The 18,148-nt window shown below is 66.0% G+C and carries 16 protein-coding genes and 2 riboswitches; of the genes, 7 read left to right on the top strand and 9 right to left on the bottom strand.

The window, feature by feature from the left end:
• The first annotated feature begins 31 nt into the window (after nt 1–31).
• Nucleotides 32–490, top strand: coding sequence for a methyl-accepting chemotaxis protein (locus L6D77_RS27500; RefSeq protein ID WP_373870583.1), 459 nt, complete (start codon nt 32–34; stop codon nt 488–490).
• Here the strand turns inward: L6D77_RS27500 and L6D77_RS13730 are convergent.
• The 7 genes from L6D77_RS13730 to L6D77_RS13700 form a co-directional block, all read right to left on the bottom strand.
• Complete coding sequence (locus L6D77_RS13730; protein WP_232883972.1) at nt 465–3,749, bottom strand: transporter substrate-binding domain-containing protein; 3,285 nt, start codon at nt 3,747–3,749, stop codon at nt 465–467. The two genes, L6D77_RS27500 and L6D77_RS13730, sit on opposite strands and share 26 nt — an antisense overlap.
• A 3-nt stretch (nt 3,750–3,752) precedes the next feature.
• Complete coding sequence (locus L6D77_RS13725; RefSeq protein WP_232883971.1) at nt 3,753–4,367, bottom strand: response regulator transcription factor; 615 nt, start codon at nt 4,365–4,367, stop codon at nt 3,753–3,755.
• Nucleotides 4,368–4,572: 205 nt separating this feature from the next.
• Nucleotides 4,573–4,815 carry a DUF1272 domain-containing protein gene (locus L6D77_RS13720; RefSeq protein ID WP_232883970.1) on the bottom strand — a complete coding sequence of 81 codons (243 nt, stop codon included), beginning with the start codon at nt 4,813–4,815 and terminating at the stop codon, nt 4,573–4,575.
• Nucleotides 4,816–4,878: 63 nt separating this feature from the next.
• The gene (gene cobM, locus L6D77_RS13715; RefSeq protein WP_232883969.1) at nt 4,879–5,631 is read right to left on the bottom strand and encodes a precorrin-4 C(11)-methyltransferase; all 753 of its coding nucleotides are present in this window, start codon (nt 5,629–5,631) and stop codon (nt 4,879–4,881) included.
• A gap of 28 nt (nt 5,632–5,659) precedes the next feature.
• The gene (locus L6D77_RS13710; RefSeq protein WP_232883968.1) at nt 5,660–6,070 is read right to left on the bottom strand and encodes a cobalamin biosynthesis protein; all 411 of its coding nucleotides are present in this window, start codon (nt 6,068–6,070) and stop codon (nt 5,660–5,662) included.
• On the bottom strand, nt 6,070–6,765 hold the full coding sequence (locus L6D77_RS13705; protein WP_232883967.1) for a CbtA family protein: 696 nt from the start codon (nt 6,763–6,765) through the stop codon (nt 6,070–6,072). The genes L6D77_RS13710 and L6D77_RS13705 overlap by 1 nt, the downstream gene beginning before the upstream one ends.
• A 10-nt stretch (nt 6,766–6,775) precedes the next feature.
• Nucleotides 6,776–6,961, bottom strand: coding sequence for a CbtB domain-containing protein (locus L6D77_RS13700; protein WP_110994477.1), 186 nt, complete (start codon nt 6,959–6,961; stop codon nt 6,776–6,778).
• 97 nt (nt 6,962–7,058) lie between these two features.
• Nucleotides 7,059–7,283, bottom strand: a riboswitch (cobalamin riboswitch).
• Nucleotides 7,284–7,344: 61 nt separating this feature from the next.
• A riboswitch (cobalamin riboswitch) is annotated at nt 7,345–7,543 on the top strand.
• 101 nt (nt 7,544–7,644) lie between these two features.
• Between L6D77_RS13700 and cobW the strand changes: the two genes are divergently transcribed.
• From cobW to L6D77_RS13680, 4 genes are all read left to right on the top strand, one after another.
• Nucleotides 7,645–8,712, top strand: a complete 1,068-nt coding sequence (gene cobW / locus L6D77_RS13695; RefSeq protein WP_232883966.1) for a cobalamin biosynthesis protein CobW — start codon at nt 7,645–7,647, stop codon at nt 8,710–8,712.
• A 3-nt stretch (nt 8,713–8,715) separates the two neighbouring features.
• On the top strand, nt 8,716–12,477 hold the full coding sequence (gene cobN, locus L6D77_RS13690) for a cobaltochelatase subunit CobN (protein ID WP_232883965.1): 3,762 nt from the start codon (nt 8,716–8,718) through the stop codon (nt 12,475–12,477).
• A 2-nt stretch (nt 12,478–12,479) separates the two neighbouring features.
• Nucleotides 12,480–13,484, top strand: a complete 1,005-nt coding sequence (locus L6D77_RS13685) for a magnesium chelatase ATPase subunit I (protein WP_232883964.1) — start codon at nt 12,480–12,482, stop codon at nt 13,482–13,484.
• A 101-nt stretch (nt 13,485–13,585) separates the two neighbouring features.
• Nucleotides 13,586–14,152 carry a vWA domain-containing protein gene (locus tag L6D77_RS13680; protein WP_309295655.1) on the top strand — a complete coding sequence of 189 codons (567 nt, stop codon included), beginning with the start codon at nt 13,586–13,588 and terminating at the stop codon, nt 14,150–14,152.
• Between the two features lie 106 nt (nt 14,153–14,258).
• On the opposite strand, the gene L6D77_RS13675 is transcribed toward L6D77_RS13680, so the two are convergent.
• Nucleotides 14,259–14,525: a hypothetical protein gene (locus L6D77_RS13675; protein WP_011533642.1), complete on the bottom strand. Its 267-nt coding sequence runs from the start codon at nt 14,523–14,525 to the stop codon at nt 14,259–14,261.
• 334 nt (nt 14,526–14,859) lie between these two features.
• On the opposite strand from L6D77_RS13675, the gene L6D77_RS13670 reads away from it, so the two are divergent.
• Both L6D77_RS13670 and yiaY read left to right on the top strand, forming a co-directional pair.
• Nucleotides 14,860–16,191: a sigma-54 dependent transcriptional regulator gene (locus tag L6D77_RS13670; RefSeq protein WP_232883963.1), complete on the top strand. Its 1,332-nt coding sequence runs from the start codon at nt 14,860–14,862 to the stop codon at nt 16,189–16,191.
• Between the two features lie 95 nt (nt 16,192–16,286).
• Nucleotides 16,287–17,435 (top strand): L-threonine dehydrogenase, encoded by a 1,149-nt coding sequence (yiaY, locus tag L6D77_RS13665; protein WP_232883962.1) that lies wholly within the window; start codon nt 16,287–16,289, stop codon nt 17,433–17,435.
• 360 nt (nt 17,436–17,795) lie between these two features.
• Here yiaY and L6D77_RS13660 read toward each other — a convergent pair.
• The coding region (locus L6D77_RS13660) for a transposase (protein WP_236170064.1) at nt 17,796–18,148 on the bottom strand (353 nt) is incomplete at its 5' end.

Raw genomic sequence — 18,148 nt, 5'->3', positions numbered from 1 at the left:
GACCGACGCCTGCGCACGCAAGGGCACCCAGGTGGTGCAGCAGACGGTCGAGGTGATCGAGCAGATTTCCGCCGAGCTCAATCAGGCCGCGCTCAGCCTCGATGCGGTGAGCAAGCAGTCCGAGCTGATCGGCCAGATAGTCCTGACCATACGGGGCATTGCCGACCAGACCAACCTGCTGGCACTCAACGCGGCGATCGAGGCTGCCCGGGCTGGCGAGCACGGGCGTGGCTTTGCCGTGGTCGCCGACGAAGTGCGCAGCCTGGCCGCGCGCACCAGCAAGGCGACGCTGGAGATCGTCGAAGTGGTGCGGCAGAACCATGACCTGTCAGTGAATGCCGTGGCCAGCATGCAGTCGAGCCTGACGCGTACCGGGCTGGGCGTGGAACTGGCCAATGAGGCGGGCACGGTGATCATGGAAATCCAGCAAGGCTCACGGCACGTGGTGGATGCGATCAGCCAGATCAGTTCGACCCTTCAATTGCATTGATACCCTGGTGCAACTCCTGTTCCAGGCCCTGCAGGCTGGCCACCAGGCGGGCAAGCAATAGCTCGGTTGGCTGGCCCAGGGCCATGGCCCGCTCGACGACCTCGCAGTCTTTCACCACGCCCCGCACCTTGAGCATCTTGGCCCCCCCCTTGATGCGGTACACCGCCATGCCCAGAGCATCAGGTGGCGGTGAGGCGCCCAGCTCGCGCAGCGTTTGCAGGTCTTCGCGGGTGCTCTGGGCCAGTTGCTGCAGCAGGCGCAGGGTCAATTGCTGGTCATCCTGGGTGAGATGGCGCAATTGCTCCAGGGCAAATCCACTGTGACCAGGCGCAGCCGTGGCTGCCGCTGGCGTCGGCAGCACGCTCGCCGCTGCAAGGGCTATGCGCAGGGCTTGCAGGCCAATGGGCTTGAACAGGCACTCGTCCATGCCTTCGGCCAGGCAACGTTCACGCTCTTGCGCCTGGGCATTGGCCGTGACGCCGATGATGAGGCAGGCCGGCAGGCCCTGGTCACGCTCCAGCGCGCGGATGCTTCGGGTCAGCTCGTGGCCGTCCATGATCGGCATGCTGCAATCGGTGATCAGCACGTCGAAAGGATGCTTTCGCCACAATGCCAATGCGTCCTGGCCTTGTTCGGCGAGCACGACCGTATGGCCCAGCGTGCGTAGCTGCTTGTCGAGCAGCAGCAGATTGGCAGGGTAGTCGTCGACCACCAGCACTTTCAATGAAGCGCTGTGGGTGGGGGGCACAGGAGGGGCAGGTGATGGGGTCTTGGGTGCAACGGCGGTCGGCAGGTCAAGGTGGACATCCACCTGGGTGCCCAGGCCCTCGAGACTTTGCAGGGCCAGGGTGCCGCCCATCAGCTCGCACAGGTTGCGACAGATCACCAGCCCCAGCCCAGCGCCCTGGCGCGCCTGGCGGCCGTCCATCTGGGCAAAGGCGCTGAACAGGCGTGCTTGGTCAGCGCTGCTGATACCCACACCGCTGTCCTTCACCTGCAGGGTGACGCCCATCGATTGCATGCCATAGGGAACCACTTGTAGCGCAACATCGATCCGCCCCTCCTCAGTGAACTTGATCGCGTTGCTCAACAGGTTTGACAACACTTGTTTGAGCCGCAGTGGGTCGGCCATCACCCAGCAGTGCTCCTTGGGCAGCGCGGCGCGCAGTTGAACGCCCTTGGTCCGAGCATTGCTTTCGAACGCTCGCAACGTGGTGCGTACCAGGCCGATCAGTTCGATGGCGACCGGCTGCAGGGTCATGTGCCCGGCTTCGATGCGTGAAACATCGAGAATGTCGCCAATCAGTTCAATCAGGCCGGTCGCTGCTTCATGGGCGGTTTCCAGGGCCTGGCCGTCGACGTGGCCGTGACGGCTGTCTTGCAGGGCCAGTTCCAGCAGGCCAATCACCGCGTTCATCGGTGTGCGGATTTCATGGCTCATGACCGCCAAAAAAGTGCTTTTGGCCTGATTGGCCTGTTCGGCATCCTCCTTGGCCTGGCGTAACTGCTCCAACAGCCCGCGGCTGAGCGTCAGCTGATCCTGCAGCGCACGCTGGGCCTCGGTGCGCTGATGGATCAGTTTGCGCAGGTAGCTGTTCCAGAACACCACGCCTGCCAGCAGCACGCCGGCCAGCACCAGCACCTGTAGGGCCAGGGCCCGGTAGTTGCGCCAGGGGCTGTCGCTGACCACCGCACTGGTACGCCAGCGGTTGACCAGTTGTTCGAGCTCGTCAGGTGCAATGCTCAATAACGCCTTGTCGAGGATGGCCTGTAGCTGGGGTTGCGCAGGGTCGACGGCGAAAGCCGCGAGCGCTGGCTCGTCACCCAGCTGCGCGGCAATCCTGAGGTCGCCCTTGAACACCTGGCTGATGAAGTAGCTGGCGTTTATATAGGGACTGAGCGCGACATCGGCATTACGGTTGAGTACCGACTCCATCAGTTGCAGTGGATTGTCCACTTCTACCGGGCGCACCCGTGGTGCTTGCTGCAATAGCCCGTCAAGCAGCGGCGAGCCGCGCAACAGTGCTACCCGTTGATCAGTCAGCGGATGTGCCGGGTCCAATGCGGGTGAGTCCGTGCGCGTCACCAGCACTTGCGGGGTCGCCAGGTAGGGGCGGCTGTAGCGCAGTCGTATCGCCAGCCGCGGGTCGTAGCCGATGGCGCCGAGCATGTCGACCTTGCCCTGTGTCGCGGCATCGACCATCTCGCCGAACGATTGTGCTCCGATCACCTGGAAGCGCAGGCCGGTGCGCAGGCTGATGTGCTCCAGCACGTCCATGGTCAGGCCGCGTGGTTGCTGTTGGTCGTCGGTGAATGTCAGCGGTGCAAGGGCGGTGTTGATCATCACCTTGACCGTAGGGTGCTGGGTAATCCAGGCACGCTCTTCGGCGGTGAGGGCGTCCAGGCGGCGATCGAGCAGGATGCTGGTGCTGCCACTGGTCCAGCGCCGCAGGATGTTCAACCGTTCGCTGTCGGCGATGCGCTGCAAGGCCTGGTCGATCAGTGCGAGCAGGTGCTGGTTATCGCGGTCCACGGCAAAGGCGAAGGTGCCGGCCGGCAGTTTGACGAAGTGATCGACCTTGACCGCGCCCTGATAACTACGGCTGATCACGTAATCGCTGCTGATGGCGTCGCCCAGGTAGGCATCCGCCTGGCCCAGTGCGACCGCCGCGACCCCGGCCAGGGTCGAACGGTACAGGGTTATGTGGGCGTGGGGGTAGAGTTGCTGGACGGCTTGCAGGGGCAGGTAGTGATCGACCAGTGCGAGGCGTTGGCCGGCCAGGTCGTTGCTCTCCAGCAGGGCGCCGCCCTGACGGCTGACCAGCACCGGCAGGTCATCGGCATAGGGCAGGCTCAGGGCGAGCTTGGCGTCTGCAGCCTCGAAAGCGTTGGAGGTGCCCAGCAGGTCGATCTCGCCACGGTGCAGGGCAGCGATCGCCTGTGCGCGGGTAGGGTAGCGCCTGACTTTGATGGCGACGCCCAACTGCTCGGCGATCAGGCCGGCGTAGTCGGCACTCAGGCCCTCGTAGTCGTCCTGGCTGGTGTTGATGTCGAAGGGCGGGTAGTCCGGGCGCGAGCCACCCAGGATCAGCTCCCGGCGTTCGTGCAGCCATTGCCGGTCGAGGTCGTTCAGGAGCAGTGGCGCTGCAGTGCCCTGGGCGCGAGCCAGCAGGTGGCGGTTTTCGCTGGTAGTTTGGGGCAGTGCCGACAGGGGTGCCAGCAAGGCCAGCACCAGGCACAGCAATGTGCCCCTGCTCATGTATCAGCCCGCGTTGTTGCGTTTGGCCAGGTCGACCATTTCCACCAGCGATTCGACCTTGAGCTTTTCCATGATCCGTCCACGGTAGGTGCTGATGGTCTTGGCGCTGAGGTGCATCTGTTCGCCGATCAGTTTGTTGCTCTGCCCCGCGCAGAGACGGCGCAGCACCTCCATTTCACGGTTGGACAGGCTGTCCAGGCGGTCGCTCTCGCTCTCCAGGGTATTACTGTTGACCGCCATTTGCGGGAAGGTCGAATAGCCCTTGACCAGTGCCTTGAGCGCGAAGACCAGCGCGTCGAGGTCCTCGTCCTTGTTGACGAAGGCCGAGATGCCAGCGTCCATGCAGCGGCGCACATACAGGTCGGCCGGCTGGCCGGTCAGCGCCATGATCCTGGGGGCGGGGCTGAGCAGTTTGAGGCGTTTGATCACTTCCATGCCATCGAGGTCGGGCAAGCCGATATCGAGAATGACCACATCCGCCTGGGTCTGCTCGGCCAGGCGTGCGGCATCCTTGCCTCTACCGGTTTCGCCGACGACGGTGAAACGTTCTCCCTCGAGCAGCATGCGTACAGCGAGGCGAACAATGTGATGGTCATCGACCAACAGCACGGATGTCATGTGAAACTCCTGTCGGATTGAACCCATGTCCTGTCATCCGTCAGGCTCCCGCCTGTGGATCAACTGGGCAGCGCGCACATTACGGTGATTCCGGACCCTTGGTAATAGGCGAGTATAGGCGCGTTGAAAAGACAACAAGTAATTGTGGAAAAGGACTACAAGGGCGGCGCAGGACCGCCCCTGGACAGGTGCCGAGGCCGGTGGCTCAGCTGCAGGCGGAATGTGCCTTGAGGACACGTTCGCTGGAGGCGGGGTTGTTCTTCAGGGTGTTGCCAACCCGGGGCGGGCGGCTGAGCAATGGGCCGCCGCAGTTGGGGCAGCGGTCGTGAAAGTGCTGCTCGTTGCAGTTACGACAGAAGGTGCATTCGAACGAACAGATCAGGGCGTCCGGGCTGTCGCCCGGCAGGTCGGTGTCGCAGCACTCGCAGTTGGGGCGTAATTCGAGCATAGGCGTGGCTCCGTAGCGTGGAAGGCGCAGTGTGCGCCGTCGCCACGCCGGGCGGCAATCGCTTCAGTTGCCCGGGCGGTACAGGTGGGCATGGCCTGCGCGGTACAGCGCCGATTCGGCGAACGGTGCATCGCCCAGCACATGGCCGACCAGGATCAGCGCCGTGCGCCGGAAGCCCTTGCTGGCGACACGCTCGACGATATCTGCCAAGGTGCCCCTGGCCCAGTCCTGATCGGGCCAGGTGGCGCGATGGATCACAGCGATCGGGCAGTCGGCGCCGTAATGCGGCAGCAGTTCTTCGACGATCCGCGCGAGGTGCTTGACGCCCAGGTGGATGGCCAGGGTACTGCCATGCCGGGCCAGATCGGCCAGTTGCTCGCCGGGCGGCATCGGTGAGCTGTCGCCGTAACGCGTCAGGATCACCGTTTGTGCCACCTCCGGCAGGGTCAGTTCGCAACCCAGCAGCGCGGCGCTGGCGGCGGTGGCCGTCACGCCGGGGATGATCTGGTAGTCGATGCCCAGCTCGCGCAGGTGACGGATCTGCTCACCGATGGCGCCATACAGGCTGGGGTCGCCACTGTGTACCCGGGCAACGTCCTGGCCGTTGGCGTGGGCCTGGCGCATGGCCTCGACGATCTGCTGCAGGTGCAGTTCGGCACTGTTGATCAGGGTTTCGGCACGGTGCCCTTCGAGCACGGCAGGTGGCACCAGGGAGCCGGCATAGATGATCACCGGGCACTGGCGGATCAAACGCTGGCCCTTGACCGTGATCAGTTCCGGGTCGCCGGGGCCGGCGCCGATGAAGTAGACCGTCATGGGGAGTCCTTGCAGGTAAAAGGGCGGATTATCCGCCGATGGCCAGCGCCAGGGTAGCGCCGCCGAGTCGCTGGCGAGGCACACGCAGGCCAGGTTGTGCCGAGTCGCGGCCGGCCAGGGCCAGGGCGGCGCTTTCGGCCACCCCCCAGCAACCGGTTTGGGCGAAGGCGATAGGCGAGCGCTGGCTCAGCAGCGGTTCGAAATCCAGCAGCTGTGTGGCATCGAAACAGATGAGTGGCAGGCCGAGGCGATCCGCCAGGGCCAGCAGCCCAGGTTCGCGCGCCTTGGGCGCAATGCTGGCGATCCCGCGCAGGGCGCTGAGCGGCAGGGCATGCTCGACCAGGGTCTGGCGCAGCAGGACCGCCAGGGTCTCCACCGGGCAACCCCGGCGGCAGCCAAAGCCGGCGTACAGCGCCGGCGGCTTAGCCGATTCCAGCATCAGGCTTGGCTGGAGCGACGGTACAGCCAGGCGCTGAGCAGGCCCAGGGCCACCCAGAAGGCGGCATTGGTCAGCCAGGAGGCGATCTTGAACTGGGTTTCCAGTGCCTCGGGTGCCAGGCTTTCATGCACTTCAGGCTGCGGTGCGCCGATCACGTGAGGGATGACCAGCAGCGCTGCGCCAAGCACCTTCAACAGCCAGTGCCGGCTGAACACCAGTAAAGCCAGGCCAGCGGCGGTGGCGGCGGCAGTGCCGATCCACCAGGTCTGGCGTTGGCCCAGGTCGGCCGCGGCGGTGCCCGGCAGCTCCGGCGGCAGGCCCAGGGTCGGCGCCAGGCAGAACACCGCAAAGCCGGCCAGGCCCCAGAGTGCGCCGGTGCTGACCCGGCCCGGCTCACGCAGGCTGTACAGTGCGACGAGGATCAGTGCGAAGCCAACGGCGACCACCAGGTTGCCACCGGTGGTGGACAGCACGCGCTGCCAGCCGTCTTCCGGCGCCCAGGCTTCGGCGCTGTGTTCGTGCTCGTGGGGCGCGGCGGCTTCGCCATGTTCATGGTGCTCGGCTGCCGGGGCAGCGCTTTCATAGGTTTCCGCCTGCAGAATCAGCGGCGCCACCCAGAAGCTTTGCAGCAGTGTCAGCAGCAGGGCGGCCAGCAGCCCACTGAAGCCCGCGGTGCGGGCAATACGGGTAATCATGCGGGGCTACTCAGTGGCAGGGGAAGGCGGCGCTGTGGCGGGTGTCGTGGGCTGCGTTGTGCACCGCCTCGATGTGCGAGAAACCGGCGAAATACACCAGGCACAGGCCCAGCAGGCTGGCGCCGATGGCGATGACCATGCGCTGGCTGAGTGTGGCGGGAGTGGCGATGCTGTGTTTTGTGCTGGTAATCGGCATGACGCGTTCCTCTGCTGCTTTTATTGGGGCAACGGGCAAGCGCGACGCTCCCGGGCAGGGCAGCCCAGGGAATACGACAGCGCCCGCCCACCGCGGGGTGTTGATGTGGTGTCAGGCCGGTCTCCGGGCTGGCGAGGGGGAGCTGGGCTCCCTCTATTGGCGTCACCTTCCCATGCCTGTTGAGCCGGCACAGTGGTCAAGACGCTTCACTCGCTTACCGTTGCGGGGGCAGCACCGGCTTTGTCCGTTGTCAATTAAAGACCCTGGACGCACCGGTTTCCCGTTTCACCCCCAAAGGGGCACCTGAACGCAGTGCGCTAGCAAATCATGGGGCGTGGCTTGCGTCAATCGCGGCGGCGGTTGACCACTGTCGGGTGGATGCGTAGCCTTGGTCGCTTCGAGGTTCTCCGGCCCAGGCCGGAGCTAAGACGGGAACGCGGTCCAAGCCGCGGCTGCCCCCGCAACTGTAAGCACTCAAAAGGATCGGCACAGCCACTGCGCACGCGCGGGAAGGCGCCATTCCACCGGCCCCGCTGCCGGAACAGTGCAAGCCAGGAGACCTGCCTCGCAACGTTTTCGACTATCAACCGGGCGGGGTGATCCGGTGGCGAACGCGCCCGGCCGGCAACGCCCGAGGCTGTCGTCCCGCATGCCCGCGCCATTGCAGCCAAGGGCATCGCGACATGAAAACACTGGCCAAGCTCCCCGTCACCATCGTCACCGGCTTCCTCGGCTCGGGCAAGACCACCTTGCTGCGCCACATGCTCGACAACGCCCAGGGCCGCCGCATCGCGGTGATCGTCAACGAGTTCGGCGAGCTGGGCATCGATGGCGAAATCCTCAAGCAGTGCAGCATCGGTTGCACCGAAGAAGAAGCCAACGGCCGCGTCTACGAGCTGGCCAACGGCTGCCTGTGCTGCACCGTGCAGGAAGAGTTCTTCCCGGTGATGCGCGAGCTGGTGGCGCGCCGCGGCGACCTCGACCATATCCTCATCGAAACCAGCGGCCTGGCCCTGCCCAAGCCCCTGGTGCAAGCCTTCCAGTGGCCGGAAATCCGCAACGCCTGCACCGTCGATGCGGTCATCACCGTGGTCGACAGCCCGGCCGTGGCCGCCGGCACCTTTGCTGCCTACCCGGACCAGGTCGACGCCCAGCGCAAGCTCGACCCCAACCTGGACCACGAGTCGCCGCTGCATGAACTGTTCGCCGACCAACTGGCCAGCGCCGACCTGGTGGTGCTGAACAAGGCCGACCTGATCGACGCCGAAGGCCTGGCCAAGGTGCGTGCCGAAGTCGCCGAAGAACTGCCGCCAGCGGTGAAAGTGATCGAAGCCAGCAGTGGCCGCCTGCCGCTGGACGTGCTGCTGGGCGTGGGTGCCGAATCCGAGGTGCACATCGATGGCCGTCGCACCCACCACGATTCGCACCACGACGGCGATGACCACGACGATCACGACCATGACGCCTTCGACTCGATCTCCATCGACCTGCCCGAGGCCGACGAAAGCCTGTTGCTCGATGCCCTGACGCAACTGGTCACCGAGTTCGGCATCCTGCGCGCCAAAGGCTTCGCCGCCATCCCCGGCAAACCGATGCGCCTGCTGATCCAGGGCGTGGGCACGCGCTTCGACAAGCACTTCGACCGCGCCTGGCGCAGTGACGAGCCACGCATCACCCGCCTGGTGCTGATCGGCCAGGACCTTGATGCCGTGCACCTGGAAGCGCGCCTGCGCCAAGCCCTGGGCGCCTGACCCATGCACCTGCTGCGGACCCAGCCCGGCGGCTTCGTGCCGGACGACAGCATTGCCGACCTCGGCCAGACCCCCGCCGAGCTGGTGATCCTCTGCAGCGGCGATTCGCACCTGGCGCTGCTCGCCGAAACCGCCGAGCAGTTGCCGGACGATTTCCCCAGCGTGCGCCTGGCCAACCCCATGCAGGTGCAGAACCACGCCTCGGTCGACCTCTATGTGGACGAGGTGCTGCGCCACGCCAAGGTCATCCTGGTGTCGTTGCACGGTGGCGTCGGTTACTGGCGCTACGGCGTTGAGCAGTTGGTGGAGCTCAGCCAGCGCGGTGTGCAACTGATCCTGGTGCCCGGTGATGACCGCCCCGACCCGGAGCTGACCGACCTGGGCACGGTGCGTGGCGAGCAGGCCGAGCGTCTCTGGCACTACCTGCGCCAGGGCGGCAAGGCCAACGCGGTGAACCTGTTCAACTGCCTGGCCAGCCAGTGGCTGGGGCGTGACTACGCCTGGGAGGAGCCGCAGCCGCTACCGCGTACGGCGGTTTACCACCCGGCCAAGGCCAGCGCCGAGCTTGAGGATTGGTACGCCGACTGGCACCCCGAGCAACCGGTGGCGCCACTGTTGTTTTATCGCTCGCACCTGCAGGCGGCCAACACGGCTTTTATCGACGTGTTTTGCCAACGCCTGCAGGCCTGTGGCCTGAACCCACTGCCCATTGCCGTGGCCAGCCTCAAGGAGCGAGCCTGCCTCGACCAGGTCGAGGCCTGGCTCGATGAGGTACAGGCTGAAATGGTGATCAACACCACCGGCTTTGCCTTGTCCAGCCCGGAACAGCCCAACCTGCGCCCGCTGCGCCGTGATGTACCGGTGCTGCAGGCGATCTGCGCCCAGGACAACCAGCCGGCCTGGGAGCAGAGCGAGCAGGGCCTGGGCGCCCGCGACCTGGCCATGCACATCGCCTTGCCGGAACTGGACGGGCGCATCATCACCCGGCCCGTCAGCTTCAAGGACCTGGCCTGGCGCAGCGAGCGCAGCCAGTCCGACGTGGTCTGCTACCGGGCCCACCCGGAGCGTATGGACTTCGTTGCCGAACTGGCACGGCGCTGGGTCGAGCTGGCGCGCCTGGACAACCCGCAAAAGCGCGTGGCACTGGTGCTGGCCAACTACCCGACCCGCGACGGACGCATCGGCAATGGGGTCGGCCTGGACACGCCCGGCGCCGCCCTCAATATCCTCAAGGCCTTGCAGACGCAGGGCTACCCGGTGGCCGGCCTGCCCGACAGCGGCACCGAGCTGATCCACCAGTTGCTCGGCGGGGTGACCAACGACCTCGACCACCTCGACCAGCGCCCCTGCGCCCAGAGCCTGAGCCTGGCCGATTACCACAGTGCCTTCGCTGCCTTGCCCGAGGCCAACCAGCGCGCCGTGCTGGAACGCTGGGGCCCGCCCGAGCAGGACCCGATGTACCGCAGCGGCCGGCTGATGGTGGCCGGCCTGCGCTATGGCCTGACCTTCGTCGGCATCCAGCCGGCGCGCGGCTACCAGGTCGACCACAGCGCGGTGTACCACGACCCCGACCTGGTGCCGCCCCACGGCTACCTGGCGTTCCATTTCTGGCTGCGTAATGGCTACGCCGCCGATGCGGTAATCCACGTTGGCAAGCACGGCAACCTGGAGTGGCTGCCGGGCAAGGGCGTCGGGCTGTCCAATGAGTGCTGGCCAGATGCCTTGCTCGGCCCGCTGCCGAACATCTACCCGTTCATCGTCAACGACCCGGGCGAGGGCGCCCAGGCCAAACGGCGCACCCAGGCGGTGATCATCGACCACCTGATGCCGCCGCTGACCCGTGCCGAGACCTACGGCCCACTGCGCCAACTGGAACAGCTGGCCGACGAATACTACGAAGCGCAGCTGCTCGACCCGCGCCGTGCCCAAGAGCTGCAGCGCGATATCCTCGCGCTGCTCAAGGCCAACCACATCGACCGTGACCTGCAGCTCGAAGGCCAGCTGGACGATGCGGCGGTATGGCTGCCGCGCCTGGACACCTACCTGTGCGACCTCAAGGAATCGCAGATCCGCGATGGCCTGCATGTGTTCGGCCAGTCGCCCCAGGGGCGGCTGCGCAGCGACACGCTGCTGGCGCTGCTGCGGGTGGAGCGCGGCGACGGCAAGGGCGGCAATGCCAGTTTGATTCGCGCCCTGGCCCGGGCGCTGGGGCTGGGCTTCGACCCGCTTGATTGTGACCTTGGCCAAGCCTGGGAAGGCCCGCGCCCGGCGCTGCTGCAGCAGCTCGACGCGGCGCTGTGGCGCACGGCCGGGGATACCCGTGAACGGCTCGAACTGCTGGCACTGACATTGATCGAGCAGGCACTGGAGGGCGACTGCCCACTTGAAGCGCAGGCCGACTGGCAACCGGTACGCGAGGTGCTGCAAGCGCTGGTCGAACAGGTCGCCCCCAACCTGGACGCCTGCGGCGCCGCCGAAATCGACGGCCTGCTGGCGGCTTTGGCAGGGCGTTTCGTCCCCGCCGGGCCCAGCGGTGCGCCGAGCCGTGGCCGCCTGGACGTGCTGCCCACCGGGCGCAACTTCTATACCGTCGATGTGCGCAACCTGCCCACCACCACCGCCTGGCGCCTGGGCTTCGCCTCGGCCAACCTGATTCTCGAGCGCCACCTGCAGGACCACGGCGACCACCTGCGCCAGCTGGGCCTGTCGGTGTGGGGCACGGCGACCATGCGCACCGGCGGCGACGATATCGCCCAGGCCATGGCGCTGATGGGCGTGCGCCCGGTGTGGGCGACCGGCAGCCAGCGCGTCGACGACTTCGAGATCCTGCCGCTGAGCCTGCTCGACCGCCCACGCGTCGATGTCACGCTGCGGGTCTCGGGCTTCTTCCGTGACGCCTTCGGCAACCTGATCCGCCTGTTCGACGCGGCGGTGCAGGCAGTGGCCGCGCTGGACGAGCCGGACGACCTCAACCCGCTGGCCGCCCGCGTGCGTGCCGAGCGCCAGGCGCTGCTCGACGACGGCATGGATGAAGACCTCGCGGCGCGCCAGGCCGGTTGGCGCGTGTTCGGTGCCAAGCCCGGCGCCTATGGCGCGGGGGTGCAGAACGCCATCGACGGGCGCCTGTGGCACAGCCGCGACGACCTGGCCGAGGTCTACCTCAACCACGGCGGCTACGCCTACGGTGCCAGTGACGAAGGCACCCCGGCCCGTGCACGTTTTGCCCAGCGCCTGAGCCAGGTGCAGGCGGTGCTGCAGAACCAGGACAACCACGAGCACGACCTGCTCGACTCCAACGACTACTACCAGTTCCAGGGCGGCATGCTGGCCGCCGCCGAAACCCTGGCTGGCACCACCCGGGCCAGCTACCACGGCGACCACAGCCAGGCCGACCGGCCGCGTATCCGTACCTTGAAGGAAGAGCTCAACCGGGTGATCCGCGCCCGCGCCCTTAACCCCAAGTGGATCGACGGCGCCAAACGCCATGGTTATAAAGGTGCCTTCGAGCTGGCGGCAACGGTCGACAACCTGTTTGCCTTTGACGCCACCACCGGGCTGATCGACGACCATCATTACCAAGGCTTGGCCGACGCCTACGTGCTCGACCCGGCTACCCGTGATTTCATGCGCGAGCACAACCCCGAAGCCCTGCGCGACCTTACCGAGTGCCTGCTGGAAGCCCAGCAGCGCGGCCTGTGGCAGGATCCGGGCGACTATCGCGACAGCCTCGAGCAACAGTTGCTCGACGGCGAGGAAGACTGCTGAACATGAACGAACCTGTGCAATTCCCCCTGGCCGCCGTTGTTGGTGCCGACGAACTGAAGCTGGCCCTGTGCCTGACCGCCATCGACCCGAAGATCGGCGGCGTGCTGATCGAAGGCCCGCGCGGCATGGCCAAGAGCACCCTGGCCCGGGGCCTGGCCGACCTGCTGGGCGATGGGCCGTTCGTCACCTTGCCACTCGGCGCCACCGAGGAGCGACTGGTCGGTACCCTCGACCTGGACGCGGCGCTGGGCCAGGGCCAGGCGCGCTTTGCGCCGGGCGTGCTGGCCAACGCCGATGGCGGCGTGCTGTATGTGGACGAGGTCAACCTGCTGCCCGACCCGCTGGTGGACTTGCTGCTGGATGTGGCCGCCAGCGGTACCAACCGCATCGAACGCGATGGTATTTCCCATCGCCACGCCGCGCGCTTCGTGCTGATCGGCACCATGAACCCGGAGGAGGGCGAGCTGCGCCCGCAACTGCTAGACCGCTTTGGCCTTAACGTCGCCCTCGACGGCTTGCCGGCACCCGAGGCGCGCCAGCAGATCATTCGCCGGCGCCTGGCGTTCGACAGCGACCCCGAAGCGTTCTGCGCCCAGTGGGCCACTGCCCAGACGCAATTGCGCGAGCGCTGCCGGGCCGCGCGCGAGCGCCTGGCCGCAATCGCCCTGGACGACCAGGCGCTGGCCTGGATTACCGAGCGTTGTTTCGCCGCCGGGGTCGATGGCCTGCGCGCTGACCTGGTGTGGCTGCGCGCTGCCCGCGCCCACGCGGCCTGGCGTGGCCACACGGCCATCGAGGAGCAGGATGTGGATGCCGTCGCCGAATTTGCCCTGCGTCATCGTCGCCGGGAGGCTACTGCGCAACCACAGGCCAATCCACCCGGTGGCGGTGAGCAGTCACAGGCACCGAGTCAGGCCCAGGGGCAGGGCGATTGGGGCGCCTTGCCGCCGCAGCCGGTGGCCAGCGGCGCTCGGCGCGAGGTGCCGAACTGGGCAAAAAAGCCCTGAGCATCCGCCGCCGCGACGCCCAGGCGGCCGATGCCAGACCCCGCGTCGGCCCGTTGAACGGTGCTTCCCGTGGCCGCCCCCGCGCAGCCGAAGAGGGCCGCATCGCCTGGCTGCCAACCCTGCTCAAAGGCCGCCCTCGCCAGCGACGCGACCTGTGCTGGCAGCAGCGCCAGGCCCAGGCGCCAGAGCTGTGGCTGGTGATCGTCGACGCCTCGGCCTCCACCCGTCGCCACCAGGCGCTGGCCCAGGCCAAGGGCCTGCTGGCCGGGGTGTTCGACCAGGCCTACCGGCAGCGGGCGCGGTTGGCGCTGTTGACCGCCAGTGGCAGCAAACCGCAATGGCAACGCCACGGGCTCAAGGCTTCGGCGGCGCTCCAGCCCTGGCTGCAGCAGCTGGGCGCTGGCGGTGGCACACCGCTGTTCGCGGCATTGGAAGAGGCACGGCACTGGTTGCTGGCGCGGGGCAAACGGCTGCCCCACGAGGTGCAGCGCTGCCTGTTGCTGACCGATGGTCGGCTGCAGGGTTGGCAAGCAGCGCAACCGCTGCCGTGCAACACATTGCTGGTGGATATGGAATTGGCGGCGGTCCGTGTGGGCCGCGCACGGCAACTTGCCGAACAACTTCATGCCGAATATCGGCATATCGAGCAGTTCGATACCGTCAATTGAGTGGAATAACTGCGACGGGATGTCGCATGAACGAAAGTTGTAGCGCGGGTAACTTTGAAGTTACTCCCGTGCGTGCAGGGCACGCACGGGAGTTGCCGAAGTTTGCTTACTTGGGCATCGACCAGGGTTGCAGGTCATAGCCTTTCTGGCACAGTTCGGCGCGCACTTCCTCGATCAGGCTGGCCCACTGCGCAGGGTCCGAATAGACCCGCGAAGAGACTTGCTTGGCGCCAATGCGGGTGCTGGTCCGGTCGATCACTGCCAGGCTTAGTTCGCCGGTACCGTTGGGTGCATCCCAGGCGACGCACTGGAAGGGTTCGAAGGCGTGGTCGGCAATCAGCAGTGCTTCGTTGACACGGAGCGGGGCGTTCATGGGTTCGGTCTCTCTATGGTCCCAAACAGCGAAAAGTGTTTCCGCGGTGTTATTCCGGTACAGGTTACAGCGCGGTGTTAATCGTACTGATGCTCCAGGTCAGGGCATGAGTCACACAATCGATAAAATTTTTTACCGTGGACGCATTGCAAGGTATTTCTGCGTGCCGTCTGTGACGTCAATAAAATACGAAAATTCCCGGGCGGCTCAAACACGGCCGAATCGGGCTGACCAACGGTAGTGGGGGCTGTCAAGTTCATTGCTACTGTTACTTTTGGCGTCGCAACTTACTGTTTATAGATAAAAAACCCTATTCCGGCGCCAAGGAATGGTCATGCTCGAGCCTGCCGCCCAACGCCGCTTGCTGATCGTCGACCCCTGTGACGATTGTCATCGATTGTTACCGGGCCTGCGTGGCGTCGGCTGGGATGTGCGCAGCTGCAGCCTGGACGTTGCCCTGGAGCACCCTTGCGATGTCGGCCTGCTGCGCCTGCAGGCCTCGCACCTGCGTCACCCCGACGCCGTCAAGGACATGATCAAGCGCAGCAACACCGAATGGATCGCCGTGCTCAGTGCCGAAGAGTTGCGCATGCAGAATGTCGGCGATTTCGTCTGCGAATGGTTCTTCGACTTCCACACCTTGCCGTTCGACGTGTCGCGGGTGCAGGTCACCCTCGGCCGGGCCTTCGGCATGGCGCGCCTGCGGGGCCGCGGCGCGGTGCGCGACGGTGAGGCCGAACCCGAGCACGAACTGCTGGGCGAGAGCCGGCCGATCCGCGAACTGCGCAAGCTGCTCGGCAAACTCGCCCCCACCGAATCGCCGGTGCTGATCCGCGGCGAGAGCGGCACCGGCAAGGAACTGGTGGCGCGCACCCTGCACCGTTTGTCGCAGCGCCATGACCAGCCGTTCGTCGCCATCAACTGCGGCGCCATCCCCGAGCACCTGATCCAGTCCGAGCTGTTCGGCCACGAGAAGGGCGCATTCACCGGCGCCCACCAGCGCAAGGTGGGGCGCATCGAGGCGGCCAATGGCGGCACCCTGTTCCTCGACGAGATCGGCGACCTGCCGCTGGAGCTGCAGGCCAACCTGCTGCGCTTTCTGCAGGAGCGGCACATCGAACGGGTGGGTAGCACGCAGCCGATCGCCGTGGATGTGCGGGTGTTGGCCGCGACCCACGTCGACCTGGAAAAGGCCATCGCCCTGGGCCGTTTCCGTGAAGACCTGTACTACCGGCTCAACGTGCTGCAAGTGGTGACCGCGCCGTTGCGCGACCGGCACGGCGACCTGTCGATGCTGGCCAGCCATTTCGCCCGTTTCTACAGCCTGGAGACCGGTCGCCGGCCACGCTCCTTCAGCGACAGCGCGCTGGCGGCCATGGGCCGCCACGATTGGCCGGGCAATGTGCGCGAATTGGCCAACCGCGTGCGCCGTGGCCTGGTGCTGGCCGAAGGACGGCAGATCGAAGCCCCGGACCTGGGCCTGCACGACCAGGTGGCGCAGGAAGCGCTGCTGGGCACGCTGGAGGACTACAAGCACCGCGCCGAGCGCCAGGCCCTGTGCGATGTACTCAACCGGCACAGTGACAACCTCAGCATCGCGGCCAAGGCGCTGGGGATCTCCCGACCGACCTTCTATCGCCTGCTGCACAAGCACCAGATCCGCTGAGGCCGATTACCGCGCCCCCGTTGCCCTGGATCAACACCCGGCCACCGCTTCAGGCGGATGCTCAAGCGCTACCGACAGCTTGAGAGGATCCGGCCATGAGCAGCACCTTCTTCATCCCCGCCGTGAACATCATGGGTATCGACTGCCTGGACGAAGCCATGGCCGCCATCGCCGGCTACGGCCTGCGCAAGGCGCTGATCGTCACCGACCAGGGCCTGGCCCGCGCGGGCGTGGCCGAACGCATCGCCGGCATGCTGGCCATGCGCGATATCGACGCGGTGGTGTTCGACGGGGCCAAGCCCAACCCGAGCATCGCCAACGTCGAGGCCGGCCTGGCGATGCTTGTGCGCGAGCGTTGCGACTGCGTGGTCTCGCTTGGCGGTGGTTCGCCCCATGACTGCGCCAAGGGCATTGCGCTGTGCGCCACCAATGGCGGGCATATCAGCGACTACGAAGGGGTGGACCGCTCGAGCAAGCCGCAACTGCCACTGATCGCCATCAACACCACCGCCGGCACCGCCAGCGAAATGACCCGTTTCTGCATCATCACCGACGAGGCGCGCCACGTGAAAATGGCCATCGTCGACCGCAACGTCACGCCCATCCTGTCGGTCAACGACCCGGCGCTGATGGTCGGCATGCCCAAGTCGCTGACCGCCGCCACCGGCATGGACGCGCTGACCCACGCCATCGAAGCCTATGTGTCGACCGCCGCCACGCCGATCACCGACGCCTGCGCGCTCAAGGCCATCAGCCTGATCAGCGACAACCTGCGCCAGGCGGTGGCCGACGGCAGCGACCTGCAGGCCCGGGAGAACATGGCCTATGCCCAGTTCCTTGCCGGCATGGCCTTCAACAATGCGTCCCTGGGTTACGTGCATGCCATGGCGCACCAGCTGGGCGGTTACTACGACTTGCCCCACGGGGTGTGCAACGCCGTGCTGCTGCCCCATGTGCAGCGCTTCAATGCCAAGACCAGCGCCGCGCGCCTGCGTGACGTGGCCAAGGCCATGGGCGTGAAGGTGTGCGGGCTGGAGGCGGAGCAGGGCGCCGCAGCGGCGATTTCCGCCATCGAGCACCTGGCGGCGGCGATCGGTATTCCAGCCGGGCTCGCCGAGCTGGGGGCGAAGGTCGAGGATGTGCCGGTGCTGGCGGCCAATGCGCTGAAGGATGCCTGTGGGTTGACCAACCCGCGGGTGGCCAGCCAGGCGGAGATCGAGGCGATCTTCAAGGCGGCGTTCTAGGGGGCGGGAGAGATTGAGTGAGGGCTGACAGGTGCCTGCCGATGTTTTTGCAGCGCCTATCAGATCGAGCGCCGCCCGCGCGGCGCATCGCTGGCAAGCCAGCTCCCACATCTATGGTTACCCCCTTTTCTGCAATACTGTACCGAGATGTGCGTGAGTTTGGTTTGCGTCAATCTATACGGCGTCGTGTGGGAGGTCAGTCCCGCGCCTCGATGAAAGTCGCGCCCGACGAGCCTTGATATTTGTTCGGCTTCTGAAGCCGAGTGGGAGCTCAGGTTGATCGCCAGGCCGGTATACCGTTCACGTCATCTGTGTGCAGCATCGTAAAACCAGGTGGTTACAACTCGTGTGTCCGCAGGGTCAAGCGTTCATCGCGCTTGCCCCTGCATCAAATTCGCAGTGATGTGCGGTGATGGCCCAGGCAATGCGGGCCAGTTTGTTGGCGATAGCGCATATTACCAGGTTGGGGTGGTGAGCGCACAGCAAGCCACGCACCCAGTTCGCCAACTTACCGGTTTTTCGCTCCAGCCCCATCAGATAGACCCGAGCGCACTGGATCAGCAGTCGTCGCTGATTGCCATCCCCACGCTTGCTGATTCGCCCCAAGCAAGGTTTGCCGCCCGTTGTATGTTGCCTGGGAACCAGGCCTATGGAGGCTGAGTAATCTCGTCCACAACGGAACTGCTTGCCGTCACCCAGTTCCGCAGCCAGGG

Origin of the sequence: Pseudomonas parasichuanensis, assembly GCF_021601385.1 — a bacterium.
GTDB lineage: Bacteria > Pseudomonadota > Gammaproteobacteria > Pseudomonadales > Pseudomonadaceae > Aquipseudomonas > Aquipseudomonas parasichuanensis.
The sequence above is the reverse complement of the archived record's forward strand: the minus strand, read 5'-3'. Positions and strand labels throughout refer to the sequence as shown.

What these genes read in the sequence shown, in the direction of transcription:
- L6D77_RS13730 (WP_232883972.1), bottom strand. Translation starts at nt 3,749, where the DNA reads ATGAGCAGGGGCACATTGCTGTGCCTGGTGCTGGCCTTGCTGGCACCC.
- L6D77_RS13725 (WP_232883971.1), bottom strand. Translation starts at nt 4,367, where the DNA reads ATGACATCCGTGCTGTTGGTCGATGACCATCACATTGTTCGCCTCGCT.
- L6D77_RS13720 (WP_232883970.1), bottom strand. Translation starts at nt 4,815, where the DNA reads ATGCTCGAATTACGCCCCAACTGCGAGTGCTGCGACACCGACCTGCCG.
- cobM (WP_232883969.1), bottom strand. Translation starts at nt 5,631, where the DNA reads ATGACGGTCTACTTCATCGGCGCCGGCCCCGGCGACCCGGAACTGATC.
- L6D77_RS13710 (WP_232883968.1), bottom strand. Translation starts at nt 6,070, where the DNA reads ATGCTGGAATCGGCTAAGCCGCCGGCGCTGTACGCCGGCTTTGGCTGC.
- L6D77_RS13705 (WP_232883967.1), bottom strand. Translation starts at nt 6,765, where the DNA reads ATGATTACCCGTATTGCCCGCACCGCGGGCTTCAGTGGGCTGCTGGCC.
- L6D77_RS13700 (WP_110994477.1), bottom strand. Translation starts at nt 6,961, where the DNA reads ATGCCGATTACCAGCACAAAACACAGCATCGCCACTCCCGCCACACTC.
- cobW (WP_232883966.1), top strand. Translation starts at nt 7,645, where the DNA reads ATGAAAACACTGGCCAAGCTCCCCGTCACCATCGTCACCGGCTTCCTC.
- cobN (WP_232883965.1), top strand. Translation starts at nt 8,716, where the DNA reads ATGCACCTGCTGCGGACCCAGCCCGGCGGCTTCGTGCCGGACGACAGC.
- L6D77_RS13685 (WP_232883964.1), top strand. Translation starts at nt 12,480, where the DNA reads ATGAACGAACCTGTGCAATTCCCCCTGGCCGCCGTTGTTGGTGCCGAC.
- L6D77_RS13675 (WP_011533642.1), bottom strand. Translation starts at nt 14,525, where the DNA reads ATGAACGCCCCGCTCCGTGTCAACGAAGCACTGCTGATTGCCGACCAC.
- L6D77_RS13670 (WP_232883963.1), top strand. Translation starts at nt 14,860, where the DNA reads ATGCTCGAGCCTGCCGCCCAACGCCGCTTGCTGATCGTCGACCCCTGT.
- yiaY (WP_232883962.1), top strand. Translation starts at nt 16,287, where the DNA reads ATGAGCAGCACCTTCTTCATCCCCGCCGTGAACATCATGGGTATCGAC.